Annotated in this window: 22 protein-coding genes; 8 read left to right on the forward strand and 14 right to left on the reverse strand. The window is 31.8% G+C overall.

Translation table 11 applies throughout. From position 1 onward, the window contains the following. Positions 1–132: 132 nt before the first annotated feature. Genes Q0912_RS10445 through Q0912_RS10465 form a run of 5 tightly spaced genes read right to left on the reverse strand, consistent with a single transcriptional unit; the run spans position 133 to position 4,115 of the window. A complete protein-coding gene (locus Q0912_RS10445) occupies positions 133–855 on the reverse strand; it encodes an ABC transporter ATP-binding protein (protein WP_299114795.1) in 723 nt (240 codons plus the stop codon). A 4-nt stretch (positions 856–859) separates the two neighbouring features. After that, positions 860–2,332 (reverse strand): DUF5687 family protein, encoded by a 1,473-nt coding sequence (locus Q0912_RS10450; protein ID WP_299114797.1) that lies wholly within the window; start codon positions 2,330–2,332, stop codon positions 860–862. 56 nt (positions 2,333–2,388) lie between these two features. Further along, a complete protein-coding gene (locus Q0912_RS10455; protein ID WP_299114799.1) occupies positions 2,389–3,090 on the reverse strand; it encodes a hypothetical protein in 702 nt (233 codons plus the stop codon). Between the two features lie 17 nt (positions 3,091–3,107). Beyond that, on the reverse strand, positions 3,108–3,779 hold the full coding sequence (locus tag Q0912_RS10460; RefSeq protein ID WP_299114801.1) for a hypothetical protein: 672 nt from the start codon (positions 3,777–3,779) through the stop codon (positions 3,108–3,110). Between the two features lie 3 nt (positions 3,780–3,782). After that, positions 3,783–4,115, reverse strand: a complete 333-nt coding sequence (locus Q0912_RS10465) for a PadR family transcriptional regulator (protein ID WP_299114803.1) — start codon at positions 4,113–4,115, stop codon at positions 3,783–3,785. Between the two features lie 175 nt (positions 4,116–4,290). Here Q0912_RS10465 and Q0912_RS10470 point away from each other — a divergent pair, with 175 nt between their 5' ends. Then, complete coding sequence (locus tag Q0912_RS10470; protein ID WP_299114805.1) at positions 4,291–5,349, forward strand: ferredoxin--NADP reductase; 1,059 nt, start codon at positions 4,291–4,293, stop codon at positions 5,347–5,349. A gap of 16 nt (positions 5,350–5,365) precedes the next feature. On the opposite strand, the gene Q0912_RS10475 is transcribed toward Q0912_RS10470, so the two are convergent. Both Q0912_RS10475 and Q0912_RS10480 read right to left on the reverse strand, forming a co-directional pair. Further along, positions 5,366–6,400, reverse strand: coding sequence for a glycosyltransferase family 9 protein (locus Q0912_RS10475; protein ID WP_299114807.1), 1,035 nt, complete (start codon positions 6,398–6,400; stop codon positions 5,366–5,368). Positions 6,401–6,445: 45 nt separating this feature from the next. Further along, positions 6,446–7,054: a DUF4254 domain-containing protein gene (locus tag Q0912_RS10480; protein ID WP_299114809.1), complete on the reverse strand. Its 609-nt coding sequence runs from the start codon at positions 7,052–7,054 to the stop codon at positions 6,446–6,448. Positions 7,055–7,125: 71 nt separating this feature from the next. On the opposite strand from Q0912_RS10480, the gene upp reads away from it, so the two are divergent. After that, complete coding sequence (upp, locus tag Q0912_RS10485; RefSeq protein ID WP_299114810.1) at positions 7,126–7,785, forward strand: uracil phosphoribosyltransferase; 660 nt, start codon at positions 7,126–7,128, stop codon at positions 7,783–7,785. On the opposite strand, the gene Q0912_RS10490 is transcribed toward upp, so the two are convergent. Beyond that, on the reverse strand, positions 7,774–8,691 hold the full coding sequence (locus tag Q0912_RS10490) for a DUF6427 family protein (RefSeq protein ID WP_299114812.1): 918 nt from the start codon (positions 8,689–8,691) through the stop codon (positions 7,774–7,776). The genes upp and Q0912_RS10490 overlap by 12 nt on opposite strands. Before the next feature lie 120 nt (positions 8,692–8,811). On the opposite strand from Q0912_RS10490, the gene Q0912_RS10495 reads away from it, so the two are divergent. Beyond that, on the forward strand, positions 8,812–9,039 hold the full coding sequence (locus Q0912_RS10495) for a uracil phosphoribosyltransferase (protein WP_299114814.1): 228 nt from the start codon (positions 8,812–8,814) through the stop codon (positions 9,037–9,039). Here the strand turns inward: Q0912_RS10495 and purD are convergent. Further along, positions 9,034–10,305 (reverse strand): phosphoribosylamine--glycine ligase, encoded by a 1,272-nt coding sequence (purD, locus tag Q0912_RS10500; RefSeq protein WP_299114816.1) that lies wholly within the window; start codon positions 10,303–10,305, stop codon positions 9,034–9,036. The two genes, Q0912_RS10495 and purD, sit on opposite strands and share 6 nt — an antisense overlap. Positions 10,306–10,389: 84 nt before the next feature. On the opposite strand from purD, the gene Q0912_RS10505 reads away from it, so the two are divergent. Next, a complete protein-coding gene (locus Q0912_RS10505) occupies positions 10,390–11,700 on the forward strand; it encodes a phenylacetate--CoA ligase family protein (RefSeq protein WP_299114818.1) in 1,311 nt (436 codons plus the stop codon). A 4-nt stretch (positions 11,701–11,704) separates the two neighbouring features. After that, on the forward strand, positions 11,705–12,865 hold the full coding sequence (locus Q0912_RS10510) for a glycosyltransferase family 4 protein (protein ID WP_299114820.1): 1,161 nt from the start codon (positions 11,705–11,707) through the stop codon (positions 12,863–12,865). On the opposite strand, the gene Q0912_RS10515 is transcribed toward Q0912_RS10510, so the two are convergent. Further along, on the reverse strand, positions 12,862–14,238 hold the full coding sequence (locus Q0912_RS10515; RefSeq protein ID WP_299114823.1) for an undecaprenyl-phosphate glucose phosphotransferase: 1,377 nt from the start codon (positions 14,236–14,238) through the stop codon (positions 12,862–12,864). The two genes, Q0912_RS10510 and Q0912_RS10515, sit on opposite strands and share 4 nt — an antisense overlap. Positions 14,239–14,548: 310 nt before the next feature. On the opposite strand from Q0912_RS10515, the gene Q0912_RS10520 reads away from it, so the two are divergent. Genes Q0912_RS10520 through Q0912_RS10530 form a run of 3 tightly spaced genes read left to right on the forward strand, consistent with a single transcriptional unit; the run spans position 14,549 to position 17,385 of the window. Next, positions 14,549–15,163 carry an acyltransferase gene (locus tag Q0912_RS10520; protein WP_299114825.1) on the forward strand — a complete coding sequence of 205 codons (615 nt, stop codon included), beginning with the start codon at positions 14,549–14,551 and terminating at the stop codon, positions 15,161–15,163. Continuing rightward, positions 15,160–16,239: a radical SAM protein gene (locus tag Q0912_RS10525; protein ID WP_299114827.1), complete on the forward strand. Its 1,080-nt coding sequence runs from the start codon at positions 15,160–15,162 to the stop codon at positions 16,237–16,239. Before Q0912_RS10520 ends, Q0912_RS10525 begins: the two co-directional genes overlap by 4 nt. Before the next feature lie 51 nt (positions 16,240–16,290). Beyond that, positions 16,291–17,385 carry a glycosyltransferase family 4 protein gene (locus Q0912_RS10530; RefSeq protein WP_299114829.1) on the forward strand — a complete coding sequence of 365 codons (1,095 nt, stop codon included), beginning with the start codon at positions 16,291–16,293 and terminating at the stop codon, positions 17,383–17,385. Here the strand turns inward: Q0912_RS10530 and Q0912_RS10535 are convergent. From Q0912_RS10535 to Q0912_RS10550, 4 genes are read right to left on the reverse strand one after another with little or no spacing between them, the layout of a single operon-like run. Next, positions 17,382–17,621, reverse strand: coding sequence for a hypothetical protein (locus Q0912_RS10535; RefSeq protein WP_299114831.1), 240 nt, complete (start codon positions 17,619–17,621; stop codon positions 17,382–17,384). The genes Q0912_RS10530 and Q0912_RS10535 overlap by 4 nt on opposite strands. 5 nt (positions 17,622–17,626) lie before the next feature. Next, entirely contained in the window at positions 17,627–18,631 is a 1,005-nt protein-coding gene (locus tag Q0912_RS10540; RefSeq protein ID WP_299114833.1) for an acetylxylan esterase, read from the reverse strand. Further along, complete coding sequence (locus Q0912_RS10545) at positions 18,628–19,596, reverse strand: acetylxylan esterase (RefSeq protein WP_299114835.1); 969 nt, start codon at positions 19,594–19,596, stop codon at positions 18,628–18,630. Before Q0912_RS10545 ends, Q0912_RS10540 begins: the two co-directional genes overlap by 4 nt. After that, a complete protein-coding gene (locus Q0912_RS10550; RefSeq protein WP_299114837.1) occupies positions 19,597–20,472 on the reverse strand; it encodes an O-antigen ligase family protein in 876 nt (291 codons plus the stop codon). Positions 20,473–20,682: the final 210 nt, after the last annotated feature.

Raw genomic sequence — 20,682 nt, forward strand, 5'->3', positions numbered from 1 at the left:
GTAAAAATAAACATCTTTTTCAATTTTTGGTGTTATTTGTGAGTTTTTCGAGGTATAGCAATGCTTAACCAAATAAAAAAGCTCGGGATTACAAATGCAATCACGGGCTTAAAATAATTATGATTGGGTTTTTTATTCTTCTTCTTGAGAAGTGACCATATTACTAGCAAAATGTGCTTCTAATTCTTTTAAAGTCGCTGGATTGGTTTCTAAATCCTTAACAATATCCCCTTTTTCTAAAACAACGATACGCTCACAGACATCTGTAACATGCATTAAATCGTGACTAGACACCAATACAGTAACCCCTTGTTTCTCAGCCAGGTCCTTTAAAATTTGCTTTAAGCGTATTTGCGTTGTTGGGTCTAAATTGGCAAAAGGTTCATCTAAAATTATGACTTCAGGATTACCAATAAGTGCAGCAACAATACCTGCTTTTTTTTGATTTCCTTTACTTAAGTCTCTAAGATATTTTTTTTGTTTAAGGATTTCACCATGAAAAAAGCTTTCAAATTGCTTTAATAAAGCATCAATATCGGCTTTGTTTTGGCCGCGTAATTCACCAATAAAATAAAAGTATTCTTCAGGGGTTAAATAGCCAATCAAGAAAGTTTCATCTATAAAAGCCGAAGTAAATGGTTTCCAATCTTCACTCTCATGTACCAATACATTATTGTTTTTTATATGCCCTGTTGTTGGCTGAATTAAGTCTAATAAAAGACTGAAATAAGTGGTTTTTCCAGCACCATTATTGCCTACTAAACCAAAGCTTTGGCCTTTAGGAATATTAAGGTCATCGATTTTTAAAACCGTATTACCGCTATATGTTTTTGATAAATTTGATGTAATAATCATAATTCTAATTAGTTTGTTTGTATGCTACTAAAGTTTTATACTTCTCGGATTTATAAATCTTTTCAATAATAGTGAATACTTTGTTTTTAAATAAGAATCCTGCTAATCCAGATACAGCTACTAAAACAAAGCCTAAAACTTCACCCTGGATAAAGTGACCTGCAGTATAAATCAACATAGGTAATAGTAATTTGGGAATAGTTAGTAATAATGTTTTTAGGTTAAAAGACTTTTTATCACCAAATGCTTTTTTTGCTGAAGATAAATCTATAGGTGTTTTTATATAAGCTCCACCCCAAAGTACCATGTGCGAGTTTACGCCAACATTATATATAGCTCCTACAACAACAGCGGCATATGCTTGCCAGCCAAAATAGAGGTAAAACGACGCAATAATCGTAGAAAAAATTGTGGCAATAACCATAAGATACCATTTGGACTCTAGGTATTCTTTATATCTTATGTTCTGACTCATTAAGAGTGGATAATATGCGCTATCCCAACTTGGCACAAACTGACCAAAACTAAACAAGAAGCCGCCAGAAACAAAAATACCTGCGAAAATTCTCCAAAATGGGCCATCATATGCTTCAATACTTCCTGTAAAAAATAATAGACCATAAAAAATAAACAGAAAACTCATAAAGATGGTCATTTTTGAACGTTTGTTTCGTTTTATGAGCTTTATGTCGTTCTTTAAAAACGTTGAGACACTTCCAAAACGATCTAGCCATGTCATATTATCTGTCTCTGCAATCTCAACTTTTTTAGCCAATCCTGCATCTAAATAAAAGTTCTTTCTAAAATATTTAAATGCCATTGAGTACAATATATAAGCTAATATTATTGGGATTATTGACAGGTAAGGCTGGTTATAAAATGCAGAAAATATTGGTGCTGTAAATTGTGTAATATCAAAAATATCAAAGTACAGTAACGCACCTAAAGTTACAATAATACCAAGAATAGAATAAAACACCGTGTCTTTACTGTTTACAAATATATTTATGAAATTATTACAATAAAAAAGCGCAAGCATTGCTATATGCCATCCTGCTACATTTATAAATGAATGCCCTTCTTTAAGCAGTACAATTGAGAAAGGAATAAAAAAGAAAGCATGCCAAATATTGAAAAATGAAATCATTGTTTTATTGATTCCAAATTTCACAACTTGATTCTTTTTTAATGGTAAATAAAGTAGTGGTTTAATGTTTACAATAGGCATATTTTGTAAAAAATACCTAAAAACTAAATCACCTATGAAATAAAAAATAAGAAACTTATTAATAATTTTTAATGGTTCTGGGTCTATAAATTTTTCTATGCCATAATATGCAAAAACCCCTGCGCCCAAAGCATATAAGATCATAAAAAAAGCACCAATAATCATTAAAATCTTAAGTGCTAAGTTCACTTGGAATGAAGCAGATCGTGTAAATGCTTTCCATTCTAAATTCAGAAAATGCTTTATCATAGCTTTTGGTTAGTTTATGTGATGGGTTAGTATGGTTTTAGTTGAATTTGTTACATCTAATAAATAAAATTATATTCTGGATAGTGTTTCTCCATCTGATATCTAAGCTTTGGTGTAACTACATATACTGCTATGTAAATTAGCATTGCTATTAATACTGTACATATAGAAAATACAACAGACATGCTTACGGGCCATGTTTGCTCATTTTGATAAAAGACCTGAAAATAAATGGCAAAATTCATGACATGTACCAGACCACCTAGTTGAGAAATCGTGTTATCAAACAACCACTTTTTCCCTGTCTGTTTTTTTAGTCGCTTAGAACGCTTAAATTCCTTAATCCAAAAGTACCATGGGAATCCAAATAAAACGGTTAGTGTTGGTATAACTAACCAATTACTATGGTACTCCATAGAAAAGTATAACGTTTTGTAATACAACCAAATTAAAAATAGTGTTAATATGATCTTAGGTAGAATAAAGAAGTCTTTAAAGTTTTTCCAGATTAAACGCCAATATCTTTTATTTAATGCTTTGGTTTTTTCTTCAATAACATTACCAAAACCCATAACTCCAAATTTTTTAAATTCTGTTTTTAGTGCTTTTTCAAAAGGAATATTTGGGTTATCCCTCCATTGTGCTTCAATACCATTTGCTAAATGATCAACAAGCTCGGTTTGCACATCGTACCACTCTACATAATGCTTTTGGGTAAAGGAATAGAGTTGATTTATTTGTAGTTTGGTGAGCTTCATTTAAAAACCAGATATATCTATGACGTTAGTTTGTTTTGTAAATTTTTGTATTGTCTGGTGGTTTCCAAATAAATTTTAACACCCGAAAAAATCAATAACACATTAAAAATCGTTGTAAAAAATATTATGTTTTGTCTAACTACTTCCGAAACCTCAAACGCACCTCCTAGTTTTGGTAATTGATAAAACAGATTAGACATTAACATAGAAAAAATAATATAGAAATAGCCATATAACAGATAGCCAGATTTTTTAAATTTAATAGACATATAAGCATAATGAATTGTAAAATAAACAATTGGCAACCCAAATAACATAAGACTAATGATATTGAATACTTTACTTGAAAAATTTTGAAATATTAAATAATATGCAAATACAAAAAACACTACAGGTGTCAAGGTTTTAATGCTAGTAAAAAGACCTGTAAAATATGAAAAGTACTTTTTGCGAATCTTTTTATTGATTAGTCTTAACCTTCTTTTTTCATAAGCTTTTAAATCCCCACGCCAACCTAATTGATCTAAAATTTGCATAAAAAGCGTTTGAAAATCATAACTCCCGCTTTTACTTTCCATTTCGCAAGCAATATGATCCGTCATTTCTAATCTAATATCCCAATAGCCAATACCTTTGTCTTTAAGGTATTTATCTATGAACTGTATTTGTTCCTTATCTAATGTTATCATAAATCAAGTCAATTTTGGATTTACTAAAGCCTGCATGGTTTTGATATAATCAGCAAGCTCATTGAGTTTATTGACGGTTTCTTTAGTACCTATTTCCGTAAGCTTATAATATTTCCGCAATCGGTTATCAACTTTTGCAACCTCAACGTCTAAAAGCCCTTCTGCTTCTAACTTATGAAGCGCAGGATATAGTGCTCCTTCCGTAATATTAAGCTCCCCTTTGGTCAATGCCTTTACTTTTTGGGTAATCTCATAACCATACATTTTATCATTTTCATTAAGTAACTTTAAAATGATGGTATTTAAACTTCCTTTATATAATTTAGAGTTACTCATTGATTTTTTGACTTAGCTACACAAATTTATACATAATTTTCTTATGCATAATAATCTTATGTATATTTTAACATATGAAAATTTCATCATTTTTATGAAAATTTTAGGTCCAGAAGGTTAGGTAATCCTTGCTGGTCTTGCCTTAGATTCACTATTTTTGCCAAAATTTATTGCTATGTCGCATTTTCATACACTCAAAATAAAATCTATAGATAACGTAACTCATAAATCTGTTGCGATTACCTTTGATATTCTCGAAAACCTAAAAGAAACTTTTACCTTTAAAGCGGGTCAGTATATTACTCTAAAGACCACAATAAATGAAGAAGATATACGAAGAGATTATTCTATTTGTTCTTCTAAAAATAGTAACGAGCTTACTGTTGCTGTAAAAGCGGTTGAAGGCGGTACATTTTCTGTTTATGCAAATGAGACATTAAAAGCAGGTGATACTATTGAAGTTGCAGAACCTAATGGTCGTTTTGTGTTTGAAGCCAATGAAGCCAAAACCAGAACCATTGCTGCTTTTGCTGCTGGTAGTGGAATTACACCCATTTTAAGTATTGCTAAAACACTGCTCGAAGATGAGCCCTTTAGCAACTTTATATTAGTTTATGGTAATAAGTCTGTAGATGACACCATGTTTTTTAATGAGTTAATGGCATTAAAAAACACCTATGGTAATCGTATCCATGTGCATTTTATATACAGTCAAGCAAATGAAGAAGATGCATTATTTGGCCGTATTGAAAAAAGCACAGTCAACCTCATTATAAAAAACAAATACAAAGATGTAACTATTGAAACATTCTATCTCTGTGGACCAGAACAAATGATTCATACTGTTAAGGATGTTTTGGTTGAAAATAACGTAAAAGAGAAAGACATTTTATTCGAATTATTTACTGCTCCTGTTGAAACAGAAAACGTAGCGGATATTGATGTGCCTAATGGAAGTTCAAAAATCAAAGTGCTTGTTGATGAAGAAGAGTTTGAGTTTACAATGTCACAAGAGGACTCACTCTTAGAAGCCGCGTTAAAACAAGATATTGATGCACCATACTCTTGCCAAGGTGGAATTTGCAGTAGTTGTATCGCTAGATTAACTGAAGGTGAAGCTACAATGAGACAAAATAATATCCTTACAGATAATGAAGTTGCCGAAGGTTTGGTGTTGACCTGTCAAGCACATCCCATAACGGCTTCGGTTGTTGTAGATTATGATGATGTGTAAATAGAGAAACTAGGTGTCAAATTTCTTCTTTGTCAGATACCAAAGAATCTATCTTAGATAATATGCGTTCAACAGAAATGCTACCAGCTGCATTCTCATAACCTTCTGGAAATTTATTTCCGTAAACCGATGTTGGTATCAATGGATATTGTTTTCTATCTGCTACTAAAGTATAATCTTGGGGTTGATTGAAAGGCACAAAACCTGCATAAGGGTGAGTCACGCCCCAAATAGTAATAACTTTTATTCCGAGCATTGCGGCTAAATGCCCATTACCAGAATCCATAGATATCATTACATCTAGATTAGAAATCAAAGCCAATTCTTCTCCCAAATTCAGTTTTCCTGCGACAGAATGGACATGTTCATAGTCCGTTTCAAACTGGTTTAAGATTTTAACTTCTTCTTTTCCTCCGCCAAACAAAATAATATTATACTCTTTTGAAAGTTGCTTTATAACGTCTTTCATTTGAGTTAATGGATACATTTTGCTTTTATGGGCCGCGAAAGGTGCAATTCCTATGGTTTTGTTTTCAGAATTAGATATGAAGGCTTTCAATTTTGAAGTTAAGTCTGCTTTTTTAGGAAATGATGGATTGGATAATTTAATTGGGTAACCTAGTTTTTTAAACACATCAGCATATCGTTGGTGTGTGGTTTTTAGTTGTTCAAATATTTTCCCTGTGATTAAAGCTTTTTTTTCTGCTCTACCCTTATTAATCTGTACTACAGTCTTCTCTGTAAAAAAGAATTTTAAGATTTTACTTCGTAAGACATTGTGTAAGTCAGCTACAGAGTCAAAGTTCAGTGATTTAAGCTCCTTGGATAATTTATAGAGCCCTATTATGTTTTTGTGTTTTCCTTTTAAATCTGCAGCATAGACCTCAACATTGTTTAAGTCTTTAAAGAATGGCTTAAAAAATGCTCTGGTAACTATAGTGATTTTTAATTCGGGGTATTGTTCTGTCAGTGCTCTTAACACAGGAACTGTCATAGCCACGTCTCCCATAGCTGAAAATCTTATGACGAGTATGTGTTTTGGATTTGACATTTGTTTCAGTAAATGAGATCCTGAAAACAAGTTCAGGACGACAAATTACTTCTGTCCTCTTAAAACAGGGTTAAGCTCATCGTCATTATACATTTTCATTTGCTTATAGACTTTCATGTATTTGTCTCCATTAGCAATATCATTCAATAAATCGTCAATAGCCGTACTTAAATCTTTTCGCTGTTCTAACAGTATATCTAATTTCTTTTGACAAGCTGCTTTATGAGCTTCGGATGCATCATCTCTTACTGTTTCGAGATGCATGTGATATATTTTTAAGGCCAAAATTGATAATCTATCTATAGCCCAGGCTGGACTTTCAGAATTAATTTTTGCACCAGACTTAACCTCAACATCTTTGTAGTTATCTAGAAAATAACTATCTATATATTCAACAGTATCTGTTCGATCCTGATTTGAGGCATCAATCATACGTTTTAATTTCAGTGCGGCAACCGGGTCTATATTTGGATCTCTAATAATATCTTCGTAGGCCCATTGAACTGTATCTATCCAACATTTTCTGTACAACAAATGCGCGATAAGGTCTTCATCTTTATTATACGTGTTTGTAAAAGATTGGTCAACTGTATTTAAGACTTTGTAAGTTTTTATTACCTCTTGAAATATTGCATTTGCCTTATCTGAAAACATATTAAATCAATTTTAGAATATGCAAATATACTTTGAATTATTAACTTAGCCACTGAACTAACATTCTTAATATGCACATTCATAACCTCTCAGAAACACCTTCTATATTAAATACATTTATTGCTGAAATTAGAGATAAAACCATTCAAAAAGATAGTATGCGTTTTAGACGTAATATTGAGCGTATTGGTGAAATTCTAGGTTTTGAATTGAGTAAATCACTTCATTTTGAATCGCATAACGTTGAAACCCCCTTAGGTGTTTCTAAAACAGAATTACATAAAAATGATATTGTACTTTGCTCTATTTTAAGAGCTGGTGTGCCGCTTCATAGCGGTTTACTTAATTATTTTGATGCTGCTGAAAATGCCTTTATTTCAGCTTACAGACAGCACAAGCATAATCCTGAGAGTTTTGAAATTGTAGTTGAGTATTTAGCTTGCCCTAGCTTAGAAAATAAAACACTAATTCTTGCAGATCCTATGTTGGCTACCGGGCAATCTATGGTTGCAACATTTGAGGCTTTAAAACCATTTGGCACTCCAAAGGAGGTGCATTTAGTTAGTGTAATTGGTGCACAAAAAGGTGTAGATTATGTTACAAGTGAATTTAGTGATAATACCCATCTTTGGATTGCTGATGTAGATGAGACTTTAAATGACAAAGGGTATATTATTCCTGGGCTGGGCGATGCTGGTGACTTGGCTTTTGGGAATAAGTTACAGCAATAAACTTATTATTGGTGTGATAATTAAGAGCGTTATAAACACTTCCTTAAACCAACGTTCAGAAACCACTTCGATATAATTTGCCATAATTATTGAAAACGGAGCAAATAAAAACAAAAACTCGCTTCCGTTTTTTACAGGCGCAATGATGCCTACTAAAACAGCAATGATAGAAGCCCATGCAATAAGAAAATACGAAGGTCTTAATTTTTTGTTTTTGTCTGGTAAGGTTCTAAAAAAGTATATCACTATCCAGATAAAAGAAGCAAATAAAACAGTAAATTTTAGAATAAGTGCTTTGCTATTGTATGGTGTGTAGTCTAAGCTGGCAAAGCGTTCAAGATTTGACGGTCTAATAAAAGTATTGTAAACAATAGTGTTATATACCAACAATAAAACAATCACTGTTGCTACTCCTACAAATGGAATAATGGTGTTTTTAACATCATTTTGCGAATGATAAATTAAAGCTACTATAACCAACGCAAAAAATAATATCGCCCAAAAATAAAATAGTGTTGCCAACATAATCCAAAAACCAGCATCAAACAGTTTTTTCTTAATGTGCAGGTTAGAGTGCAAGCTTATTAAGCGTCGTAAAGCAAAAAGGATAAATAAGTTTGCAAATAGAAAATTAGAATGCTTTAGTGCTTCGGGAAACATTCCAAACAACAAACCAAAAGTCATTATAGCATAACTATTTTTTTTAGCAAGGTTGTTTTTTGAGATGATAAAATCTAGAAGAAAGATTAAAAAAAGTACTACAATTAGCCTAATAAATGCTTTTGAGGTCTCATTAAATTCATTAAAAAGCACATCAACACTTGAAATTACAAAAATTAAAATAACAAAAACAACCACTATAATGAAGTTTATGGGTTTGGATTTACTAAAAATGCTTGTAATCATTAACTGTTTTTGTATTTTTGCAACTTAGATTAGCTGATGTAAGAATTAAAATAATTTAATTTGTATCAGCTATATTATTAAAAATAGATAAAATTCAAATCTCGCTTAGCGAGTAAAGTTATGAAAGATTTCTTTTACGCCATACAAGATTTATTTGTAGATGTTTTATTTGCTCCTTTTGATGCTTTAAGGGCTTTGGAATTAGAAAGCTGGTTTGGAGCCAATATAATGTCATGGATTTTTATGCTTATTGGATTAGTTGCTTTTGTGTATTGGATGATGCAATTAGCGAAATACAATGCTAACAATGAGGAGGACAAGAGTGTTACTTCACATTCTTACCTATAAATCAAATCCTATATCTTTACGATAATACATCTTATCAAAATGTAGATACTCTATACTTTGGTAAGACTTTTTTATGGCTTCACGGTACGTATTGCCATAAGAGGTTATAGCCATTACGCGGCCCCCAGAAGTTACTACTTTTCCATCTTGAGTTTTTGTGCCTGCATGGAATACAATTGAATCACTAACATTTTCTATACCCGATATTTCCTTTCCTTTTTCATAAGCTTCAGGGTAGCCCCCCGATACTAACATTATGGTTGTAGCCGCACGCTCATCTACATCTAAATTGATTTGAGATAGTGTTTGATTTCCCATTGATTCAAAAATTTCGACCAAATCCGTTTTTAATCTTGGTAAAACAACTTCCGTTTCCGGGTCCCCCATTCTTACATTATACTCAATCACTTTTGGATTATCACCGACTTTTATCAAACCAATAAAAATAAAGCCAACGTATGGTAAGTTGTCTTTTTTTAAGCCTTTTACCGTAGGTTTTACAATGCGGTTTTCTATTTTATCCAGAAAATCTTTTGTTGCAAAAGGAACTGGTGAAATTGCGCCCATTCCGCCTGTATTTAAACCCGTATCTCCCTCTCCAATTCTTTTGTAATCTTTTGCTGTTGGCAAAATTTTATAGTCTTCACCATCCGTTAAAACAAAACAACTTAATTCTATACCGTCTAAAAATTCTTCAATGACCACTTTGGTACTGGCTGTCCCAAATTTAGCATCGACCAGCATGCTTTTTAATTCTGTTTTGGCTTCATTTAAATCATTTAAGATTAAAACACCTTTTCCTGCTGCTAATCCATCTGCTTTTAAAACATATGGGGGATTAAGCGTTTCTAAAAACTTATACCCTTCTTCAACATTGTCCTTTGTAAAGCTTTCATAAGCTGCTGTCGGAATGTTATGGCGCATCATAAATTCTTTAGCAAACTCTTTACTCCCTTCTAATTCTGCCGCGGCTTTTTGAGGACCAATTACTGTTACATGCTTTATCGCTTCATCTTGCAAAAAGAAATTGTGAATACCTTGCACTAAGGGGTCCTCTGGGCCAACAACAACGAGATCAATATTGTTTTGAATGACTGTTTCCTTAATGGCTTCAAAATCTGTTACCGTTATATTTATATTGGTAGCTATAGCTTCGGTTCCAGAGTTTCCTGGCGCGACAAATAGCTGCTTACAATGGTTGCTTTCCGCAATTTTCCATGCAAATGTGTGTTCTCTTCCTCCAGAACCAAGTACTAAAATATTCATGCTTAAAATTTCTTTGGGCAAAAATAATTGGTTTTAAGATGAAAAAACAATTAATTTACGGAAACCTTTTTCGCCATAAACATCTTGCGACTATTTGACTTTTCTTTAAGAATTAATGGCTTTGATATAAACAGAGCAAAAGCTGCTTTGGTTAAGATTCAGGTTCAAGATGATTTAGCATTTAATGATTATGTAAATGACAAGAAAAAAGAAATTATCTCTTATCATTTGCAGTACAATTCATTTTACAAATCTTTTGGACAAACTATAGATATTAATGATTGGACTTCTGTGCCAGTAATGACCAAACGTCATTTACAACAGCCATTAGAACAAAGGTTGAGTGATAACTATAGTTATAAAAATGTATATATAAACAAAACCTCTGGTAGCTCGGGTGATCCTTTCATTTTCGCAAAAGACAAAAGGTGCCATGCATTAACCTGGGCTGTGATTATGAATCGTTTCTCTTGGTTTGGTATAGATTTTAATTCTTCTAAGCAAGCGCGTTTTTATGGTATTCCTCTAGATAAAAAAAGCTATTACAAAGAGCGATTGAAGGATTGGTTTAGTAATCGTTATCGCTTCTCTGTCTTTGATTTAAGCGATACTGCTTTTAAAAAAGTTTTAGCAAAATTTAAAGCATCACGTTTTGAATATATCAACGGTTATACAAGTCCGGTTGTACAGTTTGCCAAGTATTTACTGAGAAAAGATGTAATATTAAAAGATATATGCCCAAGCTTAAGGGTTTGTATTGTAACATCAGAAATGTTATTTGATAACGATAAAATATTATTGGAAACACAGTTTGGTGTACCTGTGGTTAATGAGTATGGAGCTTCAGAATTAGATCTAATTGCATTTCAAAATACAAATAATGAATGGCAGCTAAACAGCGAAACACTGTATATTGAGATTTTAGATAATAATGATAATGTATTACCTTATGGAAAAGAAGGTCGTATAGTAATAACATCATTATATAATAAAGCACATCCATTTATTAGATACGATATTGGTGATATTGGAGTTTTATCTGAAAAAAGTAGTGTAAGCAAACCTATTTTAAAAAAGCTTATTGGCAGAACTAATGATATTGCCATTTTACCAAGCGGTAAAAAAGCGGCTGGCCTTACATTTTATTATATTACTAAAAGTGTGATTGAAAACGATGGTAATGTTTCTGAATTTATAATAGAACAAACTACGCTAGATCATTTTGTAATAAAGTTTGTTAGTAGAGAAATGCTCTCATCGGATAAAAAAAAGTTGATTACAAAAGAAATGACACGCTATTTAGAACCTGGAATTTCTATTAGCTTTGAACGTGTTAATAGACTAAATCGTTCAAAGTCGGGGAAACTAAAACAATTTACCTCCTTTATTAATTAGCACAATGGAAAAACTAATGATTATTACGAGCTACTTTCCGCCTGAGATTGGTGCGGCATCTAACCGTATCTATCATTTAGCAAATGGGTTAAAGGATACGTATAAAGTATCTGTAGTTACACCGCTTCCCAATTACCCTACTGGTAAAATTTTTTTAGAATATAAAGGAAAAATCAAATCTAAGTCTATTGATAACGGTATAGAAATTAATAGAATCTGGCTCTATGCCAGTAAATCTAAAAATAAGTTTTTGCGCTTGTTTGCAATGCTATCTTACAGTATAAGTTTGGTGTGGTTTTTTATTTGGAATAAAATTCCGAATAAAGTTATTGTACAATCGCCACCTTTACTTGTTGCTTTTACCTGTATGTTTTTTTTAAGGTCTAAAAACAGACGGTTAGTTTTAAATGTAAGTGATTTATGGCCTAGTGCTGGCTTTGAATTAGGAGCTTTGAAAAAAAACTTTAGCTATAAGGTCTTAAAAAGAATAGAGCATTTTAATTACAAAAATGCCAATTTAGTATTAGGACAAAGTAATGAAATATTAACACATATTAAAACGGTTACAACGCAATCAGAATTGTTTCTTTATCGTAACTATCCAGATATAGTTATTAATAATTTAACAGAAAATGACCATAAAGGTGAGCGTCTAAAAATAGTCTATGCTGGTCTTTTGGGTGTAGCTCAAGGCATTTTAAAATTATGTCAGAACTTAAATTATGACTGTATTGAACTACATATTTATGGTTCTGGTGCAGAAGAAAACGAAATAGAGTCTTTTGTTAATGCCAATAAGGAGTTGCCTGTTTATTTCTATGGTAGAGTTAGCAGAAAAGAACTACATAATGAATTACTGAGATATGACATTGCTATAATTCCACTCTTAAATAGAATCTATGGATCTGTACCATCAAAAATTTTTGAGTATGCTAAGCTCGGGCTACCTATGCTATACTTTGGTGGCGGTGAAGGAGAAACAATTATACAAGATAATGGTTTAGGTTGGGTAGCAGAAGCAGGAAACTACAGCCACTTAAATACAGTAATTAAGTCAATTGATAAAGCTGAGTTGAATATTAATACTAAAAAGGAAATACAATCAAAGGCTTATAAAAGCTTTGATTATTTAGCCCAAATAAATACGCTTAAGAAGAGTCTCTAATAAGCTTTATCCTCACCTCTTATAGCATTAACAAAGGTTTGGGCTATTATTTTTATATCTAAGAGTAATGACCAGTTTTCTATATAGAAGATATCATATTTAACACGTCCAATGATATCCTTGTCAGACTCTACTTCACCTCTAAAACCACTTACTTGTGCTAAGCCTGTTATTCCTGGTTTAACAAAATGCCTTACCATAAATTTATCTATTTTCTTAGCATACATGTTTGTGTGGCTAACCATGTGAGGTCTTGGGCCAACAACAGACATATCCCCAAATAGTACATTAAAGAATTGAGGTAGTTCATCTATGCTGGTCTTTCTTATAAATCTACCTACCTTAGTAACACGCTGGTCATCTCTTGTGGCTTGATATAAATTAGCGTCCTTATTAGGTGTCATTGAACGAAACTTATAACAATCAAATTCTCTATAGTTAAAGCCATTTCTAGACTGTTTGAAAAATACCGGACCTTTAGATTCTAATTTAATAAATATAGCAATTAGTGGTGTAAGCCAAGATAAAATAAAAACAATAACAATACTAGAGAACAAAATATCAAATCCGCGCTTTATAACCATATTTGCAGAATCCTCAAGAGGTATAGTTCTTAGTGTAAGTACAGGTATGTAATCATAGTATTCGTATCGAAGTCTTTTTGAATAGATTTCTTTACTGTCTGGTATAAATTTTAAAATCTTAAGGTTATTGTCAGCGAAGTCAACAATATCTGCGATTTGCGAATTGGTGAGTTCAGAAATTGAGCAGTAGATTTCATCAATTCTTTCGCTAAGGATATAATTGAAACACTCGTCTAACCTTTCTTCCTTGTTTTTAAAATTGAATGTTCTTTTATGTAAATAGCCATAATGAGGGCTATCATTAAAGAAATTTTCAAGCGCGCCAGTTTTTTTGTTTAATCCTAGTATTACTGTTTTTCTATAATTTCTACCAAAAGAAACCCTATACTTTCTGAGCAAATAATAAACAGCTAACTTAAAAACAGTAATTAAAGAAAAACATAAAATGGTATACTTAACAATAGGTCTTGGGTATATTTTAAGCTCATGGTAAAGTCCAGAAAAGGCAAAAACAAAAAGTAAAAATAAAATTGATTGTTTTAATATCAGTGAAAGAATATCTACTTGTCGGGTGTAACGATATACATTGTAAAATTTTGTATAAGTAGAAAGTAAAACCCACCCTAAAGAAATGAAGACATAAAAGACTAGTGTTCCGTCGCTGTTTATAATATGCATTTCGCTCTTTAAAAGAAATAAGTATGCTACACCATTAATAATACTTAAATCAATTAAATAAGAAATGGGTCTTAAATAGCCCGAATATCCACGCTGACTTAGTCTACTCATTTAATCTTAATCTACTTAATGCAATCATCTTCTTGTAGAGTATAAAAACTTATATTCTAAAACTATTTAAAAAATCTGCTAAACATTAGTTTATAAAAAACAAAAATAGAAAAACCTTTCAAGATTAAGTTAGTAAATATTTTAGTTGTTATATTTAAATTTAAATATTTAACCTAACTTTGCATTTAATCAGGTATCTAGCAATATTTTAATGAAAGCATACAAGATAATTGAATTTTTCTTGTCAAAAATTAAGAAAGAGAAGCACACTCTATCTTACCCTTTTTCTTTACGGGAATTTTTATCAATAATGATATCTAAAGGGTTCTCTGCAATCAGAGGTACATTGTTTATTAAACCTTTTTTAAAATCCAGCAAGGGAATTATTTTTGCCGAGCCTGGTGCTAAAATTCAATTTGGACACAAGGTAAAAGTAGGAAGCGGTTTTAACTTAATGAAAAGCTCATTGATTAATGCCTTAAGTTATGAGGGTGTAGAAATTGGTGATAATTTCACTTTAGGAAAATATGCTATAATTGAATGCACTGGGGTATTAAGAAATGTTGGCAATTCCCTTAAAATAGGAAATAACGTTGGTATAAATCATTATTGTTTTATAGGTGTTAGAGGAGACATAGAGATTGGTGATAATGTTATTTTTGGACCAAGAGTAAATGTGTTTTCAGAAAACCATAATTATGCCGATATTGCAATACCAATTAAAAACCAAGGTGTTACCAAAGGAAAAACCGTTATAGGGAGCGATGTATGGATAGGGGCAAATGTATCGATTATGTCTGGTGTTAAAGTAGGAGATGGTTGTATTATTGCCGCAGGTGCTGTTGTTACAAAAGACATCCCTGCTTATTCAGTTATTGGTGGAGTCCCTGCTAAAGTTTTAAAAAATAGAAAAGAAGAATTATGAGTAAAGTAAAAATGCCTACTGACGTTTCTATTATCACAACATATCGTTGTAATATGGAATGCAAAATGTGTGATATTTGGAGAAACCCTACAAATAAAAAATACGAGTTAACCGCAGAGGATTTAGAAAAGTTACCAAACTTTAAATTTACTAATATTACTGGAGGTGAACCTTTTATGCGTAGAGATATTGAGGACATCATAGAGGTAATGTATAAGAAAAGTGATCGTGTGGTAATTTCTACTGCAGGTTGGCATACCAATAAAATTCTTAAAATGGCTGAACGCTTTCCTAATATTGGTGTGCGTGTAAGTTTAGAGGGAATGGAGGAAATCAATAATGATTTAAGAGGAAGAGATACCGGGTTTCAAAGAGGTCTAAAAACTTTAATGGGATTAAAAGAAATGGGAATTAAGGATATTGGATTTGGAATGACTGTATCTAATAAAAACTCTCATGATCTTATCAATTTATATGAATTAAGTAAGCAGATTGATATGGAGTTTGCCACTGCCACATTCCATAATTCATTTTACTTTCATAAAGATGACAATGAAGTTACCAATAAAGACGAGGTGATAAGTAACTTTGAGCAGCTAATAGATATGTTACTTAAAGATAATAATCCTAAAAGTTGGTACAGAGCTTATTTTAATTTAGGGCTTATCAATTATATAAAAGGTAATAAAAGAATGTTACCATGCGAGGCAGGTACTGTGAATTTTTTCATAGAACCTTACGGTGATGTGTATCCTTGTAATGGTTTAGAGAAAAAATATTGGAAAGAATCTATGGGTAATATCCGTGATTACGACTCTTTTGAGGACCTCTGGTATAGCGAACAAGCAGATAAGGTTAGAGGCTTAGTAAGAACATGCCCTAAAAACTGTTGGATGGTTGGTACCGCTGCGCCAGTAATGAAAAAATACATAAAGCATCCAACCAAATGGGTGGTTAAAAATAAAATTAAAAGTATTATTGGTAAACCTGTTTGTAAAGAGCATTTCCCTCATGCTGACGTTGGCCAAGATCCTTTACAAGGAGATTTAAGAGAAGTAGATGTTAATACCCTCTAATTTTTAATTAAAAAGGGGTCTGCTAAAAACCCTATTTTGCATGTTTACTAAATGAAAATTATTGTCCTTGGTACCAGAGGTATTCCCAATATTTTAGGCGGTGTAGAAACCCATAGTGAACAGCTCTACCCAAGAATAGTCACCGAAGGTCATAATGTTACTGTAATTACCAGAACTCCGTATGTTGTGGATAAAACGGTAAACGTATATAAAGGTGTGTCTTTAAAGCACATTTATGCGCCTAAGCTAAAATCTTTAGAAGCTATAGTGCATACCTTTTTAGGTGTCCTATACGCGGCTTGTAAAAGACCCGATGTGCTTCATATACATGCTGTGGGTCCAATGCTTTTAACCCCTTTAGCAAGGTTATTTGGATTAAAAGTGGTGGTTACCAATCATGGCCCAGATTATGATCGTCAAAAATGGGGAAAGGCTGCTAAGACATTGCTTAAAACCGGAGAGCGTTTTGGGACAAAAACAGCAAATAAGGTTATCGTTATTTCTAATGTTATAAATAATATACTCAAAAAGAAATATCATAGGAATGATGCGCTCTTAATCTACAACGGAGTTAATATTCCTGAGCGAGCAACTCAAAGTGATTATATACAATCTAAGGGTTTAGAGCGGGATAAATACCTCATCGCAGTAGGGCGATTTGTTAAAGAGAAAGGCTTCTCGGATTTAATTGAGGCCTACAAAGCTATAAATACTCCTTATAAATTAGTTTTGGTTGGTGATGCCGACCATGAAACTTCATACAGTAAACATTTAAAAAAACAAGCTATTGAAGCTGGTATTGTTTTAACCGGATTTATAAAAGGCGAAGCATTACATCAGGTTTTTTCGCATGCGCGCTTATTTATTATGCCATCTTACCATGAAGGTTTACCTATTGCCTTGTTAGAGGCCATGAGCTATAATCTCGATGTATTGGTAAGTAATATTCCTGCAAATTTAGAAGTCGCTTTAGAAGACAAACACTATTTTGAAGTTGGAAATATTAAAGCCCTTAGCAAGTCTATTTTAAACGCTTTAGAATCTTCAGGAGCATTGATTGACAATTCTAGGTTAATGCACGATACCTATAATTGGGACATCATAGCAAAAAAAACTATTGAAGTTTATAAATCACTCAAGTCTTAAATTTCTAACAAATCTAATTGACCAAGAATTAATATTACCCTATATATTAAATCTTCTAAATCATCTTCTAAATCTTCATTGCCTTCCTTGTCTTGGTTACGTTTAAGTCTTGCCAATAACTCTAATACAACATCCTCAAATGACTTAACAGCTACTTTGTCATCCATATTTAATGCTTCATAGTTTTTCTCTAAAGCCTCAACATCTTTGGTAAGTATTTTTATAATATCGTTCATTTTCTTTATTCTTTTTTAGTTTCTTTATCTTGAATGGTTTTTTGCTCATATATCTTTTTAAGATTAAGCTCTAAGAATAATTTACTAATTTGTTGCTCTATTTCTGATTTGTAACCATGCGTATAACAATCAGAAACCACATATATCATTTTATCCTTGTTTTTTATATTAGTAAATGCTTCTAAAATTGCTTCATAAGGTGTAATTGGATCATTTTCACAGCTCCCAATAAAAACTGGGATATCTATGAATTTAGCGAAATTTTTAACATCATAATAAGATAATTGCTTCAATTGTTCTTCTTTTGAAATACCCCTTTCATTTTCTGAAGTGTTTAGTATCCACCTCATGGGCCATCTGTTTTCTTTATTGTATTTGTTTATACCTGCAAAAAAGGGAATTCTTACAATAGCAACATCAATTTCTGAGTTTAAAGCACTTGCTACAAGGGCCAACATACCACCTTGACTCCCGCCTGTTGCAACTATTACTCCGTTTGATTTTGAATGGGAGGAAATAAAATTGACTGAACGATAAACATCCATAAAAACACCTCTATACACATAGTTTTCTTTATTGCCTATTCCATTTAAAATAAACCTGTCATTGGAAATCTCGTCTCTACTCAAGCCTTGACCTCTATTATCTACTTTAACACATATGAGACTGTCTTGTCTCATAAAATAGTCCTTTGTAACCTCATCAAATGTATAGTCTTGTTTTCCAAAAGGTGAAAATTTAATTCTCGTTTCGTATTTACCTTTATTAATTGGCTCAGAAACATATATGTGAAAATCTATATTATTCCATGAATTTATTCGATACAAAGAGAGTAACTTTCCATTGTGTTGTTCCTCATTGAGCTTTCTTATATTCTTAGGAATCTTATTAAGTTCAACAATTGTTGAATCCCAAAAAGATTTAAATTCTTCATCAAAATTAGTTTGGCTATTTAATGTGCTAACACATATAATAAAAAATAAAAGAATGGTATTAGTAAATTTTTTCATCTCTTATAGATCGATTTAAGATTCTCTTTTATAAATATTTGCTCCATTTTATTTGCCAATATAGATTTAGATGAGCACCCATGACCCGAACAAGGAGTAATATAAAGGTTTTTATTATTGCTCTTTATAGTATTAAATAATTTAATAGCGCCTTCTTTTGGGGTAACTGTGTCTGTTTCTTGTGTCCTTAAAAAAAATGGTGCTTCTATTTTATCTGCGAAATTAAGTACATCAAAATAGGATAGCGTTTCGTGCAAATCCTCTAACTCCCAGCCTCTTTCTTTGGTTTCATGAATCCATATTTTCATTGGCCACTTCGTTTTATCATAACTGAGTATATCTGTAAAAAAAGGAAAGCTGGCAATGCACATTGTAGTATTTGGATTTAATGCAGATGCAGCTATAGCTAATGCGCCCCCTTGACCTTCCCCTAAGACAATAATATTACCATCGCCATGAGGTAGTGTATTAGCGAAATCTACTGCTTTAACAGCATCTAAAAATGCACCTCTATAGATGTACTCATCTTTATGCTCTATGCCTTTAGTCAAGTAATCCTTAAACTTTATTTGATCTGTACTTAGACCTTGCCCCCTAATATCTACCGTTATATTAATGCGCTTTTTTTGGTTTAAAAACCATTTGCTAGGAATATTCTTTTTGCTTTTGTTTCCACGACCAAAACCTGAAAATTTTATAAGCACAGGGTACTGACCCGGTTCTATTGGCTCTGCAACCCATGCATATATCGTTGCGTTTTTATAAGAGTCAATTGACCTTAAAGTAACTCTTTTGTCGTTAATAATAGAATCTTTTATAATTGTTGAGGTAACTTCTCCATTAAGCTCTTCGAGAGAAGATTGCCAAAAATCATCAAAATTCTCTGGTTTTTGTTTAGGGTTATAACAAGAGAAAATGCTTACTAAGAACAAACATAACATCAATATTGAAAATTTTGTTTTCATCTATTTTCTTTTAAAGTTATAACTAACTATTAATGGTATTACTACACTATACAATTGTACTCCATATTGCCTATTAAAAACACACTCAACTAATGAAAATAAAAATAAAACTACAAAAGCTGATAACGCAAAAGTGCTTTGGTTTTTAAGTTTTAACACATAATACAATATCGCAAACAAAATTATTAATACACCTAATAATCCATTGGTTACATAAAATTCTACCAACTGACTATGCGGATTATACCCATAAACACCTTTTTTTTGGTTAGTATAATTATGTCCAAAATATACATCCTTTTTTTCTTTATAATAATCCCCTATACCTATTCCAAAAAAATAACTATCTGTTTTTTCGACAGCCTCTAAAGAATTAGTCCATAATTTTAGCCTCGGAGATCTATTATAGTTAAAGCTATTGGTGAATTTATTTAAAATATCTTTATTGATTAACACAAATGAAGACGCTATAGCACTTATTATTAAAACGGAATGCCAAAACTTTTTAGAGGGTAATTTAGAGTAGCAATAAAAACATGCAACTATAAAGTATAGCATATAAACTATACGAGAAGTTGTAAAAGAAATAGCTATACTCAAGGTTATTATTACAAAAAATTTGATATAGTTATTCTTAATAATATTAAACTCTAATAAGCTCAATATTGCCAACAAAATATATACACCAAAATACGGATGGTGTATTGCAGTAATAAAATAAGTGAAATCTGTCTGAAACAGAATATCTTCATTAAAGTATTTTATGGCATTATAAAATGTGATTAGTGATGCAAAAATAGCACTAACTAATAGTATACTAAATGCTTTTTTTAAAGTTTTCCGCTCAAATTTTATGCTCAATAAAATAAATGCCACCAGTATTATTGGCAGCCTTAGATTTAGATAACCGATTCCTGAATCTAAAGAATTTGAATTTAGGGTAGATATTATAGTTAGTATAAAAGGACTGATTATAGCAAGATATAATTTAACATTAAAACTCTTAAAATTAATTTGCTTAAATATAAAACCTAATAAAAAAGTCGTGCAAGCAATACCCAAACAAATATTAGATATAGCTACTGA

This window comes from uncultured Winogradskyella sp., assembly GCF_947498345.1.
In the GTDB taxonomy this organism is placed as follows: Bacteria; Bacteroidota; Bacteroidia; order Flavobacteriales; family Flavobacteriaceae; genus Winogradskyella.